The sequence below is a fragment of the Aquimarina sp. AD1 genome, from assembly GCF_003443695.1.
GTDB lineage: Bacteria > Bacteroidota > Bacteroidia > Flavobacteriales > Flavobacteriaceae > Aquimarina > Aquimarina latercula.
On record NZ_CP031966.1, the window covers coordinates 353,872 to 368,769 of the forward strand.

Consider the following 14,898-nt stretch of genomic DNA (forward strand, 5'->3'; position numbering starts at 1 on the left):
TTTTTTGATTGATGATTTATTCTGTGCGTAATGAGTTTACCGGATTAGCATTTGCTGCCTGAAAGGTTTTAAAACCTATTACCAATAATGCGAATAGCATCATTAAACATCCACTTACTAAAAATGTCCAAAAACTTATATCGCTTCTGTATGCGAAATCCTGTAACCAATTATGAATTCCATACCAGGCAATTGGTGTTGCTATTATAAATGCAATACCTACTAGAATTAAAAATTCTTTGCATAGCAATGTGTTTATCTGTAATAATGAAGCTCCTAAAACCTTGCGAACTCCAATTTCTTTAACCCTTCTATTGGTAGTATAGATTACTAATCCAAGAAGTCCTAAACAACTAATTAGAATTGATAAACCTGTTGCCCAATTCAATAATTTAGAAACTTTTTGTTCTCTTTTATAAAACTTAGCTACAGTTTCATCCATAAAATCGATACGATAGTCTTCTTTATCTGTGTATACATCACCATATGCAGATTTAATTTTGGATAATGTAGATTGCAAATCGTCGGGATTGGTGTTTTGGAAAGCGATATGTACTGCTTGGAATCGACTAAAAACATCTCTGTCCCAATCACCTCGTAATGCCATTGGACGAATCTCTGATTTTAATGAACGTTGATAGAAGTCGGCCATAACACCTACAATAGGAACAGTATAATCTCCGAAGTCTATTCTTTTTCCGATGGCATCTTCTGGTGTTTTAAACCCATAGACTTTTCTTGCTGCTTCGTTAATAACGATTTCTTTTATAGTATCGTTTCTATATGTTCTACCCGCTAATAATTCTAGTTCAAAAAGTTTTGAATAATTGGTATCCCCAAAAATGAATTGTAAATCTGATTGAACATCTCTTTCTTCAGTTTTGTAATTGGTGGTTGTAGTGTTAGAAGATAAAGAAGCTGGTGGCGCACCTCCTAAACTTAATTGTTTAATTTGTGGAATACTTTGTAACTTTTGTAAGTATCGTTTCTTCTTATCAAGTTGTCGTTCTCCTCTAGGACTATAGACCGATACAACAGCATCTGTTTTAAACCCCATATCTTGATTAAGCAAAAAATTAATTTGTTTTCCTACTAATAAGGTTCCTATTATAAAAACTTGAGCAATTGTAAACTGAAAAACAGTAAGAAACTTTCTAAGCCCATTTTTTCTTTCCCCGACTGCGATATTATTTTTCAGGACCGTAATAGTATTAAATTTTGATAGTACCAGTGCAGGGTAAAAACCAGATAGTATGGTGATTATTACTACAAGTATTACGATGCCAATGATAATTATTGGATTGCTGAATAACTGAAAATCTAGGTCTTCGGCTATGAAATCTGAAAAAAGATTAAGTAACCATTTTGATAATATTAGTGATAGTATAGTAGAAAATAATACCAATAAAAATGTTTCTCCTAAGAATTGACTAATTAGTTGTTTTCTAGAACTACCTAATGTTTTTCTTATTCCAATTTCTTTTGCGCGCCTTGTTGCTTGAGCAGTATTAAGATTTATAAAATTAATACATCCAAGTAATAATAGAAATAATGCCACAAGTGCTAGATTTCTTAATAAAGGTTTGCTGGCTTGCCCTTGTGTCCAATCGTAAACACCATAGTTTTTATTAAAATGAATATCATTTAGAGTTTGTAATTTAAACTCTTTAGATTGTCCGTGGCTACGAGAGTATTCATCTAAATGTTCATCTGCCAAAGCATTAAACTCTTCCTGTATTTTTTGAAAGTTTGCTTGTTGATTTACCTTAACAAATAACTGTGAATTAGAATCAGTAGAATTCCAATTCTTGTCTAAGAAGTTTCCTCTTAATCTTGTTTTAAGAAGTGTTGGACCTGAGATAAATTCTTGAAAAACAAAATCTGTTCGCTCTTTAAAAGATTCTACGACTGCTGTTACCGTAATATTTAATGAATCGTTGTAAATTAATGTTTTTCCTATAACTTCATTCGGTGATAAATCAGGAAAATAATCGGAAGCTCTTTCGGCTGTTAGCACAACATTATTTGGGTTTGATAATGCAGTTGACTGATTTCCTGCAATAAAGTTATATTGAAAAAGATCGAAATAATCTGGGTCGGTAAAAATCACATGTTTTGGCCATTTTAATTTGATGTTTTGTTCCTTGTTTTGAACACTTGCTGGTCTTTCAACATAGAAGCCACTTACTATTTCAAAATTCGAATTATCTTTTATAGCATCTTCTAAGGCTACCGTGACACCTGAGTTATAGAATGTTCCTTCTGGACTGTGAAAATCTGTAACGATTCTGTAGATCTGGTCACCATCGGTATGAAACTTATCAAAACTGTAATCATAATATACCATTAGACCAATAATGAATGATACACTTAAACCTATAGTAAGACCAATTACATTGATCAAAGAAAATACTTTTTGCTTCCGTATATTTCTCCAAGCTATTTTAAAATAATTCCTTATCATGATTGTGCGTTTTTTGATTGATGATTTATTCGGTTTTAAGACTTTTTATTGGGTTCTGTATAGCAGCATTGATCGTTTTTATGCTAATCGTAGCCAATGCAATTATGATTGCAATGCTTCCTGCTGTAAGAAAAATCCAAAAGGTGAGATGTATACGATAGGTGTAATTCTGAAGCCATTGAGAAGAAAAATACCACGAGATGGGAGTAGCTATTATGAATGCTATGAGTACAAGTTTTAAAAAGTCGGTAGTGAGCATCATTGTAATTTTTGAGACACTGGCACCCACTACTTTTCGGATTCCAATTTCTTTTCTGCGTTGTGCCACTACTAGAAGTGAGATAGCAAATAAACCAATACAACTTAAGATAATTGCAAGGATAGAACCACTACCAATCATAGTTATCATTGAGCGCTCGTTGTGTAGTGTACGTTCGATGTTTTCATCTAAAAATGATCCTAGGAATTCTGCATTAGGTTCTATGGATGCCCATGCAGCTTTTACATTCGTAAAGGATTGTTCTAGATTGTGAGGTGATACTTTTACATATACGTGTCTTAAATTCCAATTAGGTAATGCAAAAAGCGACATCGGTGCAATATTTCGATCGAGTTCCTGGAAATTAAAGTCTTTTATAACTCCTACTACCGAAAACGCTATAGAATCTTCTAAGATGATTTTTGTGTTTAAAATATCTTTTTCGTTTAATTGCTTCGCCATCGATTCATTGATGATTACCGATAAACTATCACTGGCTAAGTTTTTTCGAAAAGAACGACCTTCTGTAAGATTTATATCTAAGGTTTCTACATAGTCTGCATCAACAACTAACATGTGAGTATTTATACCACGACCTTTATGGTCAAAACCTAAAACACTGGTAGAACGATTTCCGTCTTTTCCAAAACCTAAAATATTATTGGAAGCTGTAATACTAACTATATCTGTATAGGCTTCAAGTTTGTTTCGAAGTAGTTTCAAAGCTTGCTGATCATTACGTTTTCCATTAAGAGGAAAAGCAATTACCTGGTCTTTATTAAATCCTAAATCTTTTGTGCGCATAAACTCTAACTGATTCCAAAGCACCAGTGTTCCACTAATGAGTACTATAGCAATTCCAAATTGCAATACTATTAAACTGTTTCTTAAATGATTCTTTCCACTACTTTCTATTTTGCCTTTTAGACTTTGCAAAGTGCCTAATCGGCTCATTAATAAAGAAGGATACCCTCCAGTAATTACTGTGATAACTACCAAGCTTAAAATTAAACCAGATAATGTATAAGGATTCAATAAGGTTTCGAAAGAAGCTTTAGTTTTAAATAATGTCTGAAAAGGTTGTAACAATAAAGAAGCAGTAAAAACTCCTAGACTTGTAGATACCAAAAAGACTAAAATACTTTCACCCCAAAACTGAAAGAACAGTTGCGATTTATTAGCTCCTAACGTTTTACGCATTCCAATCTCTCTTAATCTTTGCGAGCTTTTTGCGATGGTCATATTTATGAAGTTGATACAGGCGATAAATACAATCAAAATAGCAATACCTAATACCGAATATGGCATACTACGATTTACAGTTACCATACCTTGATTAAAATTAGCAAAACGAGTGTCAGGAAATGACAATAGTTTAATTTGTTTATAATGTCCATCCGCATTAGGTTGTGCACCGTCACGTTTGGCATGTTCAATCTGACTTTTATAATGCAGTTTGGTGAAATTTACCGTGCTTTTCTCTAGCTGTTCAGGTGTTATTTCTTTAGAGAGTTGTATATAAACTTCGTGATTCGACATATCCCATCTCCCTATAGTTCTGGCGTAAGCGTGCTTCGATTGACTTTTAAAATTGAGCGCAACATCAAAACCCATGGAACTTGTAGCAGGAAAATCTTTAACAATGGCAGTAACATTAAATGGTACTTCTTCTTCATCTCTTAAAACTGTAACAGTTTGCCCAATAGGATTTTCTGCTCCAAATATTCGTTTTGCAGCTTCTTCAGTAATAACAATGGAAGATTCTGAGGTTATTGGATTTTGAACATTTCCCTTTATTATTGGAAAGCTAAACATATCAAAAAAATCAGGATCTACATAAGATGCATGCATATTCAGTTGTTTGCCTTGATGACTTAATAGAATACCCGAGCCACTATGTCGTGTAATCCTTTTAATGCCAGTTGTTTCATTCTGAAGTGCTGCTGCAAAAGGCTCTGGTTTTGCAATATTAGCTTTAAGCCCTTTGGGAGTGCTATCTTCTGAATATACTTGATAAAGTTGGTTTCCTTTTTCATGAAAACGATCAAAGGAAAGTTGAAAAACTGCATACATAGATAACAATATAGCTACCCCAAATGCTATTGTAAGCCCTATAATATTTAAGAAGGAGAAGGTTCGATCTTTCCATAGACTTCTAAATGCTATTTTAAAATAATTCCTGATCATGATTGTTAGTTTACTGTTCGTTTTTTGATTTGTCTAAAGTGATAAATTGATTGATTTATTCTGTTCGTAATGTTTTCACTGGGTTTGATAAGGAAGCTTTTACCGCATGAAAACTAACTGTTAGTATTGCAATTAATATAGCAGAACCACCTGATAAAAGGAACATCCACCATTTTATGTCTATTCTAAAAGCAAAGTCTTGTAACCAATTGTACATAACATACCACGCAATAGGAGAGGCGATAGCAAAAGCGATCATTACTAGTTTTAAGAAGTCTTTAGACAGAAGGTTTACAATTTCTGAAACAGAAGCTCCGATTACTTTGCGAATTCCGATTTCTCTTCTTCGTTGCAAGGTACTATATGCTGCAAGTCCAAGTAATCCTAAACAAGAAATTAATATAGCTAAGCTAGCGAAGTATAAAAATAGGTTGCCGAATCGTTCTTCGTTTTCATATTGTTCATTAAAAGAATCATCTAGAAAGAAGTAATCAAATGGTTGCTCAGGTAAAAAAGATTCCCACAATTTTTCAATTTCGCCAATGGTTTCTTTTATATTGTTAGGTGCTAATTTTACTGTAATTAAATCATTTCTATTTCGCTCCATTCGCATCGTGAGTGGACCAATATTATCGTGTAATGAATTAAAATGGAAATCTTTAACAATACCTATTACTTGACCTTCTCGACCCCATTGCTTGAACCTGGCACCAACTGCATTTTGCGGATCATTATATCCCAAAAGTTTTACCGCTTCTTCATTAATAATCATTGCTTGCGTAGAATCAGAAGCAAAATCTTTAGAAAAAGCTCTTCCTGCTATTATTTTAAGATCGAATTGAGGGATATATTCGTGATCTACAAAATAGAGATCTAAGTTTGCAATTTGAAGATCCCCCGCTTTATTTTCTATTTCAGAATAGGCAGATGAGTTTCCTCCTCCAGGAACACTAGATCCTAAGCTTGTAAATTTAACCCCAGGGATTTTATCAATAGCGTGCTTTAGCGATAATTGTGATTTAGAAGATTCAGCCTCAAGAATTAGTAAACGATCTTTGTTGAATCCTAATTCCTGATTTTGCATATATTTCATTTGATTATAAATAATAATCGTACCAGTTATAAGAATAATTGAAATAGTAAATTGGACAATTACTAAGCTTTTTCGAAGAAGAACACCTTTGCCACCAGTAGAAAAATTTCCTTTTAAAACCTGTATTGGTTTAAAAGATGATAAAACTATTGAAGGGTAAATTCCAGCAAAAATTCCTATAGCTAATGAAATACCTAATAGTTTAATTATATTGACGTAGTTAGAAAAAAGACCTTCACTAATTATTTTTCCAGCAATTTCATTAAAAAATGGTAAGATTATAATGATTAATAAAGTTGTTATTAAAAAGGCTAATAAACAAGTTATAATAGATTCTCCAATAAATTGTAATGATAGCTGTTGTTTTTCTGCTCCCATTACTTTTCTAATTCCTACTTCTTTTGCTCGTTCTACAGAACGAGCGGTGGTAAGATTAATAAAATTAATAGATGCAATAAGAAGAATAAAAATGGCAATGATAGAAAATATATACACATTAGTCATACTGCCACCTCTAGTTCCACCTCTTGTGGATTCTAGATATAAACTTTTTAGAGGTTCTAAATTTAGAGTTACAAACATTTTGCTCTGTTTCATGAATTCACCACTATGCTTTTCTAAGAAAGCAGGAAACTTGGAAGCAAGCTGATCAGGGTCAGTATTAGAATTCACTAAAATGTAAGCTGCAGCGTCATAACTACCCCATCTAGTATCTAATTCTTTATCTAAATGCTGCGTAAAAGTTGTTAATGATAATATTATATCCGCTTGTATATGAGAGTTTTCAGGAAAATCTTTCATAACTCCAGTTACAATAGAATTATAACCTTCTTCAGTTATTTTTAAGGATTTACCAATAGGGTTTTGATCACCAAAATATTTCTTAGCTGTAGTTTCAGATAATACGACACTGAATTGTTTTTTTAATACTTCTTTTGGGCTTCCCTGTAGTAGTTCGAAATCAAAAACAGAGAAAAAACTAGAATCAGCAGCAATAGCATTTGTTTCTTTAAATTTTAGATCGCCTTTTCGAACAATCATATTTAAATCATTAATTCTTACCGCAGAAATTATTTCAGGAAAATCCTTCTCTAGATTTGGTGGTACTGCCCAAGCAGTAATATTAGCTTCTATATTATCAGAAGGAGTTTTAATATCGGCAACTACTCTGTAAATGTCATCAGCTTTACTATGAAAGCTATCGTAGCTTAATTCGAAACTAACATATAGCAGCATAAGAAAACTAGCCGTCATTCCTATTGATAACCCCGTAATATTGATGAATGTAAAACCTCTTCTTCTCCAAAGGTTTCTCCATGCTATTTTAAAATAATTCCTGATCATGATTGTTAGTTTACTGTTCGTTTTTTGATTTGTCTAAAGTGATAAATTGATTGATTTATTTATTCTGTTCGTAATGAATCGACTGGATTGGCTGTGACCGATTTTATGGCTTGTATACTAATAGTTATGATTGTAATAATAAGTGCTCCAAAACCTGCTATAATAAATGTATTCCAAGAGATCTCTGTACGATAAGAAAATTTTTGTAACCATTGACTCATAAAATAATAAGCAATCGGAGCGGCAATAAAGAGTGCTATAATTACCAAGGTTATAAAGTCTTTAGAAAGTAACATCCATAAATTACCTAGAGAAGCTCCAAGTATTTTTCTTACACCAATTTCCTTGGTACGTTGTTCTGCTACAAAAGAAGCTAGGCCAAATAAACCTAAAAGACTTATAAAAATAGCTAAGATTGTAAATACTTTGGCAAGACCTGCAATTCTCTCTTCTGCTCTAAATTTTTTGGCATATTCTTGATCTACAAATTGATAATCAAAAGGGAGGTTTGGAAAATTCTTTTTGAATATTTCTTCGATTAATTGTAAACTACTACTTATGCTTTTATCGGGGTTTAAACGTACATTGTAATAACTAGCATTATTATGTCTATCAAATACGTACATTGCTTGTTTTACAGGACTATAAGGTGATTGCACAATCATATCTTTCATAATACCGATAATTTGCATTGGAGGTTCCGGATCTTCTATATCAGAATCTCTTATATATTTTCCAATTGGATCTTTTAGCCCCATATACTTAACGGCTGTTTCATTAAGTATTACGGCGTTAGAATCTGTAGCAAATTCTCTAGAGAAGCCTCTGCCGGCTACTAATTCAATATTAAGCGCTTCTGTAAATTCATACGAAACAGCGGTATATGCTAGATCTTCTTGAAATCCTTCTGGTTTCCCTTCCCAAGTATATCCTCCGCGATTAGACCAAACTGCTGTGGTGGGACTACTGGTGGTTGCCATTTCCGTGACAGCACCAGACGCGATAAATTGATTACGCATAATATCTGCCTTACCTTCGAATTCTGGGCTGAATGTTGGAATTTGTACCAATCCTTTTTTACTATAACCTGCAGGTCTGTTTTTACTGAACTCTATTTGATTCATAACTATGAGTGTACCTATTATAAGAGCAATGGAAACAGTAAACTGTGTAACTACTAATACTTTTCTTGGCAATGCTGCAAAACGACCTGCTTTAAATGTGCCTTTTAATACAGCAACAGGGTTGAAAGAAGATAAGTATAAAGCAGGGTAGCTACCTGATAAGAAGGAAGTGATAAGGATAAAAATTAAAGAAATACCCCAAAATTGGATACTACTCCAAGGAAATACAATTTCTTTACTGGCTAGGTTGTTAAAACTGCTTAAGAAGAGTAATACCATTATAATGGCTAATACATAAGAAAAGACAACTACTAAAAATGATTCACTTAAAAATTGAAAAATAAGTTGTCCTCTTTTAGAGCCAATAGATTTTCTAATACCAACTTCTGTAGCACGTTTTTCTGAACGCGCTGTGCTTAAATTGACAAAATTGATACAAGCAAGTAATAAAACAAAAAGCCCAATTATCCCAAAAAGCCAAACATTTTCTATACGTCCATTTTTGCGTATACCGTCTACAAAATTAGAACGTAGATGCCAATCATCCATTGGTAATAGCATTAATTGCGGATTAAATCTAGATTCGTCCTCTGCTACTTTTTTCTTAGCATCTTTTATAATGGAAGTTACAGCTTCCATTGTTGTGTTTTTGTTAATCTGAACAAACAGTTGAAAAGAATTATTACCCCAAGAATCTTTTGCATTTTCTATCCAAGGTTGCATTTTAGTATAAAATTTCCAAGGACTGATATAATGCATATCTTCAAAAGAGTTATTGATAGGAACATCTTCATATACAGCGGTAACGATCATATCTGTTTCATTCTGTAATTTGATTATCTTACCAATAGGATTTTCTTTATTGAATAATGCTTTTGCAGTAGATTGTGATAGCATTATAGAATTGTTTTCTTTTAACCCTTGTCTTACTCCTTGTAAAATGTTTAAATCTAATATTTTAGGGCCACCTTCTTGCATAAAATTACCTGAACGTGAAATACTAGTTTCTCCATATCGTAAGTATGAAGAGTTGGTCCAAGAAGACATTACTAAATGTTCAAAATGGTCATTGTAATTTTCACGTAGTTCGAATTCCAAAGGCCTTGGGATTGCAGGCCCAGTTCCAGTCTTTCCATTAAAGGTTTGACTTTGAAATATCTGAGCAACGGTAGATTTGTTATTAAAATAATTGTTGTAATTAAGTTCATCTGTAACCCAAAGTCCAATCATAATAGTCACTGCCATACCAATGGCTAGACCAGAAATATTAATCAAGGAATATATTCTGTTTTTAAGGAGATTTCTAAATGCTATTTTGATATAATTCTTAAACATAATTACTGATTTACTGTTCGTTTTTTGATGATTTGATGATGACCTCTATACTAATACGTTTTCTGTAACCTTTTGTCCGTCTAGCATTCTTATGATTCGATGACTATATTTAGCATCATGTTCACTATGTGTAACCATGATAATTGTGGTGCCCGCTTCATTTAATTCAATTAATAAATCCATTACTTCATTACCATTGGTACTATCTAAGTTACCTGTAGGTTCATCTGCCAAGATAAGTTTCGGGTTATTGACAACAGCTCTTGCTACTGCTACACGTTGTTGTTGTCCACCGGATAATTGCTGCGGAAAGTGGTTACGTCTATGCATGATTTGCATTTTTTCTAAAACCTCTTCTACACGTTTTTTTCGTTCTGCTGGTTTAACACCTGTATAGATTAATGGAAGCTCTACATTTTCAAAAACTGTAAGTTCATCAATCAGGTTAAAGCTTTGAAAAACAAAACCTACATTATGTTTTCGAAGATCCGAACGTTTACGCTCATTATATCCAGCTACTTCTTGACCATTAAATTTGAAACTTCCTCCATCGGGATCATCTAATAACCCTAGAATATTAAGTAGCGTTGATTTACCACACCCTGATGGTCCCATGATGGCAACAAATTCCCCTTCTTTAACATTAAAAGATAGTTTGTTTAGTGCTATGGTCTGTACTTCTTCAGTTCTGTAAAACTTTTCTAAGTCCGTAATTTGTATCATTTTATTCGTTTTTTTAATTGACTTTTTTTACTTTAATATTAATTCTTCAGTGTCTCCAAAGCTATCATAGCTTGATGTTACCACTTTATCTCCAGGTAGTAACCCTTCAATAATTTCATAGTATTCTGTATTTTGACTACCTAATCGGATAGCTACTTTATATGCTGAGTTTCCGTTTTCTGTTATTTTATATACCCAATTACCTCCAGTTTTTTGAAAGAATCCTCCTTTCGGAATTAATAGTGCTTGTTTTTCTGCGCTAAGTGCTACTCGGATTTGAAGATTTTGCCCTCTTCTTATTCCTTCCGGTACATTACCTTCGAATTGCATATCTACTTGAAACCTTCCATTGTTTACCTGAGTAAATACCTTTTTTATGATTAACGTATATGTTTCATTATTAAAGGCAAAGGTTCCTTTTTGGCCATTATAAATTCTTGAAATATAATGTTCATCAATATCTACTCTTACTTTAAATCCGCTTAATACATCAATTTGCCCTAGTCGTTCTCCTTTGTTTTTTGATTGTCCAATTTCTGCATCTAGTGATGTTAATTGGCCATCTACTGGGGCACGCACTACAAGATCACCAACTTTTTTTCTCATTAGTTCTAGAGCACTTTGTGTTCTAGCATATGAACTCTGCGCTTGACTAACTTCTTGTTTAGTAGCAGAAGAATCTTGACTTAATACTTGTTTAGCCAGTTGCATACGTTGTTGTTGATATTTGTAATCATTAGCAGAAGATTCATATTCTTGTCGCCCTACAGCTCCTTTATCATATAATCTTTTATTTAATTCATATACTCTTTTAGCTTCTATCAAACTGTTTTCTACATCGGTAAATTGATTACGACGATTGATTGTGTTTTGACGAGCAGCATTTTGAGAAATCTGCATTTGAGTTAATAAATTATATACTGAAGTTTCTTGATTGATAAGACTTAATTCTAGATCGGTGTTTGACAATCTTAATATTGGTTCTCCTTTTTTCATTATGGCACCATCTTCTACAAATTTTTCTTCTACTCTTCCACCTTCTAAAGCATCTAGATAGATAGTTGTAATTGGTAATACAATTCCATTAACAGGTATGTTTTCTTGAAATACATCTTTTTTAATTGTACTTATTGCAATGCGTTCTTTCTCTACATTTAACTTAGAACCACCCATTGATTGTGAAAACACAAATATTAAAAGTGCTAGGAGTAGTACACCACCTATCAACATTGCTACACGTGATTTTGAGAATTTCTTTTTTTGAATTGGAACGTCCATGTCAGGTCTTTTGATTATTGATGTTTATTAGTTGATTTTGTTTTATTTTTTTTTCGAATTGGTTAATAGATTTTCAAACATCTTTTATAGTCAGTAAGCTTACTATTAATATTAGAATTGATTTGCTCATTTTATTTTGTGTTATCTAGTTATAGGTTATCATCTTATTTGTGTTCATTTCTTATGTAGTCAAGATGGTGCCAAAAAAACAAGGTGCTGATTATCAGTATTTAATGATTTTTTATAAAAATAAAAGTGTTCGATTTCGATACACTTTCTGTTCGGAAATAGTACATTTAAGAATCTTTAGTATTTTATTTTTCTATTTTTTATATGCTGCAGATAATATTGTAATATTGTATCAATGGTATTAAAAGAAGCTACGATTTTAGTTATTGATGACGATGTAGATGTACTAACTGCATTACGTCTTTTATTTAAGCCTTTGGTGAAAGAGGTGGTAATCGAAAAAAACCCAAGTAATATTGGAGCTCAGATAAATAAAAAGAGTTTTGATATTATTATACTTGACATGAATTTTAATGGTTTGGTCAATACCGGAAATGAAGGTATTTTTTGGTTAAATGAAATTAAAAAGTCGAAACCAAAAACAGATGTGGTGTTAATCACTGCTTATGCGGATATTGATTTAGCAATTAGAGCATTAAAAGAAGGGGCTTCTGATTTTTTAGTGAAACCTTGGAAAAATGAAAAAATAATACACACGATTAGTTCTTTATTAAAGGCTAGAAAATCCAATGCTTCTGATAATAAATCATCTCAGGTAGGAACAAGTGCAATAATAGGCGAAAGCGAAGCAATTAAAGATGTTTTTTTAAAACTAAAAAAGGTTGCACCTACGGATGCAAATGTTCTGATTTTAGGAGAAAATGGTACTGGTAAAGATTTAATTGCAAAAGCATTACACGATAATTCTAATAGAAGAGATCAACCTTTTGTTAAAGTAGATGTTGGAGCATTAACATCTTCATTGTTCGAGAGTGAGTTATTTGGATATAAAAAAGGTGCCTTTACAGATGCTAAAGAAGATAGAGTAGGGCGGTTTGAGGCTGCTAATGGTGGAACATTATTCTTAGATGAGATTGGTAATATTACTTTAGGACAGCAAGTACGTTTACTAACTGTGTTACAAAATAGATTAGTTACTCCACTAGGATCTAATGAAGCTATATCAATTGATATTAGACTTATTTGCGCTACTAATATTGAACCAAAAGTATTAGCAGATGAGCAAAAGTTTAGAAAAGATTTAATTTATAGAATTAATACGGTAGATATTGTAATGCCACCTTTACGAGATAGAGGAACGGATATTACATTGTTGGCAAAACATTTTATATCCGTATATGCTGATAAATACAATAAAAGCCAATTTTCATTGGATTCTGGTTTTATTTCTAAATTAAAAAATCACGATTTCCCTGGTAACGTAAGGGAATTACAATATGTTTTAGAACGAGCCGTAATTATGGCTGATAGTACTTCCTTAAAACCAGAAGATTTGGTGTTTTCTTCCATAGAAAGACAGACTAGTAAAACTTCTAGCACCACAATGAATTTAGATAGTTTAGAAAAAAATGCAATTCTTACTGTTTTAGAAAAAAATAAAGGGAATGTTTCAAAATCTGCAAAAGAGTTAGGAATAACCAGAGCAGCATTATATAGAAGGCTAGATAAATATGAACTATAACGGTTATATTGCCAGACTCTTTTTTAGGATTTTAATATTGGTAGCTCTAATATTAGGTCTTGTGTATACTATTGATAAAGAGTATACCAGTAGTATTACTATAATTAGCTTCGTTATTTTATACTTTTTATATTCTACATATAGTTTTGTGAAAAGACGTTTTGTAGTGATGGATGATTTTTTTGAAGCTGTTAAATATCGAGATTTTTCTAGATGGTTCCCAGAAGATAGAGGACCAAAGGATATCAGGTTTTTATATAAAGGTTTTAATGAAGTTAATAGAACGATTAAAGAAATAAACTCTAAGAATGAAGCCCAATATGTATATCTACAGAAGATTTTAGAAATGGTAGATATTGGGATTATTGCCTATAATCTAGAAACAGGAGATGTATTATGGTCTAATGATTCTTTTAGAGAAACTTTAGATGTTCCTTCGTTTAAGAATATTCGTTTTGTAGAAGGAAGAAAACCAGATCTATATGATGCTATATTTGAAACATATCATAAAGAACCAAATTCAATTTCTATCGCGGTTCAAAATGAGAAAATAAAAGTATTAATTTCTGATACCGTTTTTCAGGTAAAAGAAGATCCATTTAAGCTTATAGTATTACAAAATATAGATGATACACTAAATAGGAATGAATCTGAAGCTTGGAAGAAATTGTTGAGTGTAATGACTCATGAAATTATGAATTCTATAGCGCCTATTTCGTCTTTGGCAGATACTTTACAGTCGCATTTACAGCTTACTCTTGATAATCCAGATGACTATCCATTAGAAATTGAAGATTTAAATTCAGGTATAAAAACAATTAAGAATAGGAGTGAAGGTCTATTGAAATTTGCTAAGACCTATCGAAGTCTTAGTAAAGTAACACACTTAAACCTTGATAGAAAAAAAATAACCGAACTTTTTGAAACGATACAATTATTAATGCAACCATCTCTAGATGTAAAAAATATAAACATTGAGTTTAAGGTTACTCCTCCAAAAATTGAATTAGATATTGATAGCTACCTTATAGAACAGGTACTAATTAACCTTATTCTTAATGCGGTTGATGCGTGTAAGCATAGACCAGATCCACAAATAAGAGTACTAGCAGAACAAAAACCAAATAGAAATATAGTTATTAAAGTATATGATAATGGTTCTGGGATTCCTCAAGATATTATGGATAGTATTTTTATTCCGTTTTTCACAAGTAAATCTACAGGTAGTGGAATAGGACTTAGTTTATGTAAACAAATAATGTTACTCCATAAGGGTAAAATTTTGGTTAATAGCAGAGAAAATGAAGGTACCGTGTTTAGTCTAGTATTCTAGAGATTAAATTGGCAATTATATTTTGTTATATAAAAGCGGAAAAATAA

At 32.2% G+C, this 14,898-nt stretch carries 8 protein-coding genes; 2 read left to right on the forward strand and 6 right to left on the reverse strand.

Annotated features, from left to right (window positions below; translation table 11 throughout):
* Positions 1 to 16: 16 nt before the first annotated feature.
* The 6 genes from D1815_RS01630 to D1815_RS01655 are packed head-to-tail and all read right to left on the reverse strand — an operon-like array spanning position 17 to position 11,807.
* On the reverse strand, positions 17 to 2,464 hold the full coding sequence (locus tag D1815_RS01630) for an ABC transporter permease (RefSeq protein ID WP_118385673.1): 2,448 nt from the start codon (positions 2,462 to 2,464) through the stop codon (positions 17 to 19).
* A 25-nt stretch (positions 2,465 to 2,489) separates the two neighbouring features.
* Positions 2,490 to 4,910, reverse strand: coding sequence for an ABC transporter permease (locus tag D1815_RS01635; RefSeq protein WP_118385674.1), 2,421 nt, complete (start codon positions 4,908 to 4,910; stop codon positions 2,490 to 2,492).
* 55 nt (positions 4,911 to 4,965) lie between these two features.
* Positions 4,966 to 7,347, reverse strand: a complete 2,382-nt coding sequence (locus tag D1815_RS01640) for an ABC transporter permease (protein WP_118385675.1) — start codon at positions 7,345 to 7,347, stop codon at positions 4,966 to 4,968.
* A gap of 59 nt (positions 7,348 to 7,406) precedes the next feature.
* Positions 7,407 to 9,806 (reverse strand): ABC transporter permease, encoded by a 2,400-nt coding sequence (locus D1815_RS01645; RefSeq protein WP_118385676.1) that lies wholly within the window; start codon positions 9,804 to 9,806, stop codon positions 7,407 to 7,409.
* Positions 9,807 to 9,851: 45 nt separating this feature from the next.
* A complete protein-coding gene (locus tag D1815_RS01650; RefSeq protein WP_027391911.1) occupies positions 9,852 to 10,529 on the reverse strand; it encodes an ABC transporter ATP-binding protein in 678 nt (225 codons plus the stop codon).
* A 27-nt stretch (positions 10,530 to 10,556) separates the two neighbouring features.
* Positions 10,557 to 11,807 carry an efflux RND transporter periplasmic adaptor subunit gene (locus D1815_RS01655; RefSeq protein ID WP_118385677.1) on the reverse strand — a complete coding sequence of 417 codons (1,251 nt, stop codon included), beginning with the start codon at positions 11,805 to 11,807 and terminating at the stop codon, positions 10,557 to 10,559.
* 364 nt (positions 11,808 to 12,171) lie between these two features.
* On the opposite strand from D1815_RS01655, the gene D1815_RS01660 reads away from it, so the two are divergent.
* Positions 12,172 to 13,518 carry a sigma-54 dependent transcriptional regulator gene (locus tag D1815_RS01660; RefSeq protein ID WP_118385678.1) on the forward strand — a complete coding sequence of 449 codons (1,347 nt, stop codon included), beginning with the start codon at positions 12,172 to 12,174 and terminating at the stop codon, positions 13,516 to 13,518.
* Entirely contained in the window at positions 13,508 to 14,851 is a 1,344-nt protein-coding gene (locus D1815_RS01665; RefSeq protein WP_118385679.1) for a PAS domain-containing sensor histidine kinase, read from the forward strand. The genes D1815_RS01660 and D1815_RS01665 overlap by 11 nt, the downstream gene beginning before the upstream one ends.
* Positions 14,852 to 14,898: the final 47 nt, after the last annotated feature.

Coding starts and splice junctions, on each gene's coding strand:
- D1815_RS01650 (WP_027391911.1), bottom strand. CDS start 10,529: ATGATACAAATTACGGACTTAGAAAAGTTTTACAGAACTGAAGAAGTA.
- D1815_RS01660 (WP_118385678.1), top strand. CDS start 12,172: ATGGTATTAAAAGAAGCTACGATTTTAGTTATTGATGACGATGTAGAT.
- D1815_RS01640 (WP_118385675.1), bottom strand. CDS start 7,347: ATGATCAGGAATTATTTTAAAATAGCATGGAGAAACCTTTGGAGAAGA.
- D1815_RS01635 (WP_118385674.1), bottom strand. CDS start 4,910: ATGATCAGGAATTATTTTAAAATAGCATTTAGAAGTCTATGGAAAGAT.
- D1815_RS01665 (WP_118385679.1), top strand. CDS start 13,508: ATGAACTATAACGGTTATATTGCCAGACTCTTTTTTAGGATTTTAATA.
- D1815_RS01655 (WP_118385677.1), bottom strand. CDS start 11,807: ATGGACGTTCCAATTCAAAAAAAGAAATTCTCAAAATCACGTGTAGCA.
- D1815_RS01645 (WP_118385676.1), bottom strand. CDS start 9,806: ATGTTTAAGAATTATATCAAAATAGCATTTAGAAATCTCCTTAAAAAC.
- D1815_RS01630 (WP_118385673.1), bottom strand. CDS start 2,464: ATGATAAGGAATTATTTTAAAATAGCTTGGAGAAATATACGGAAGCAA.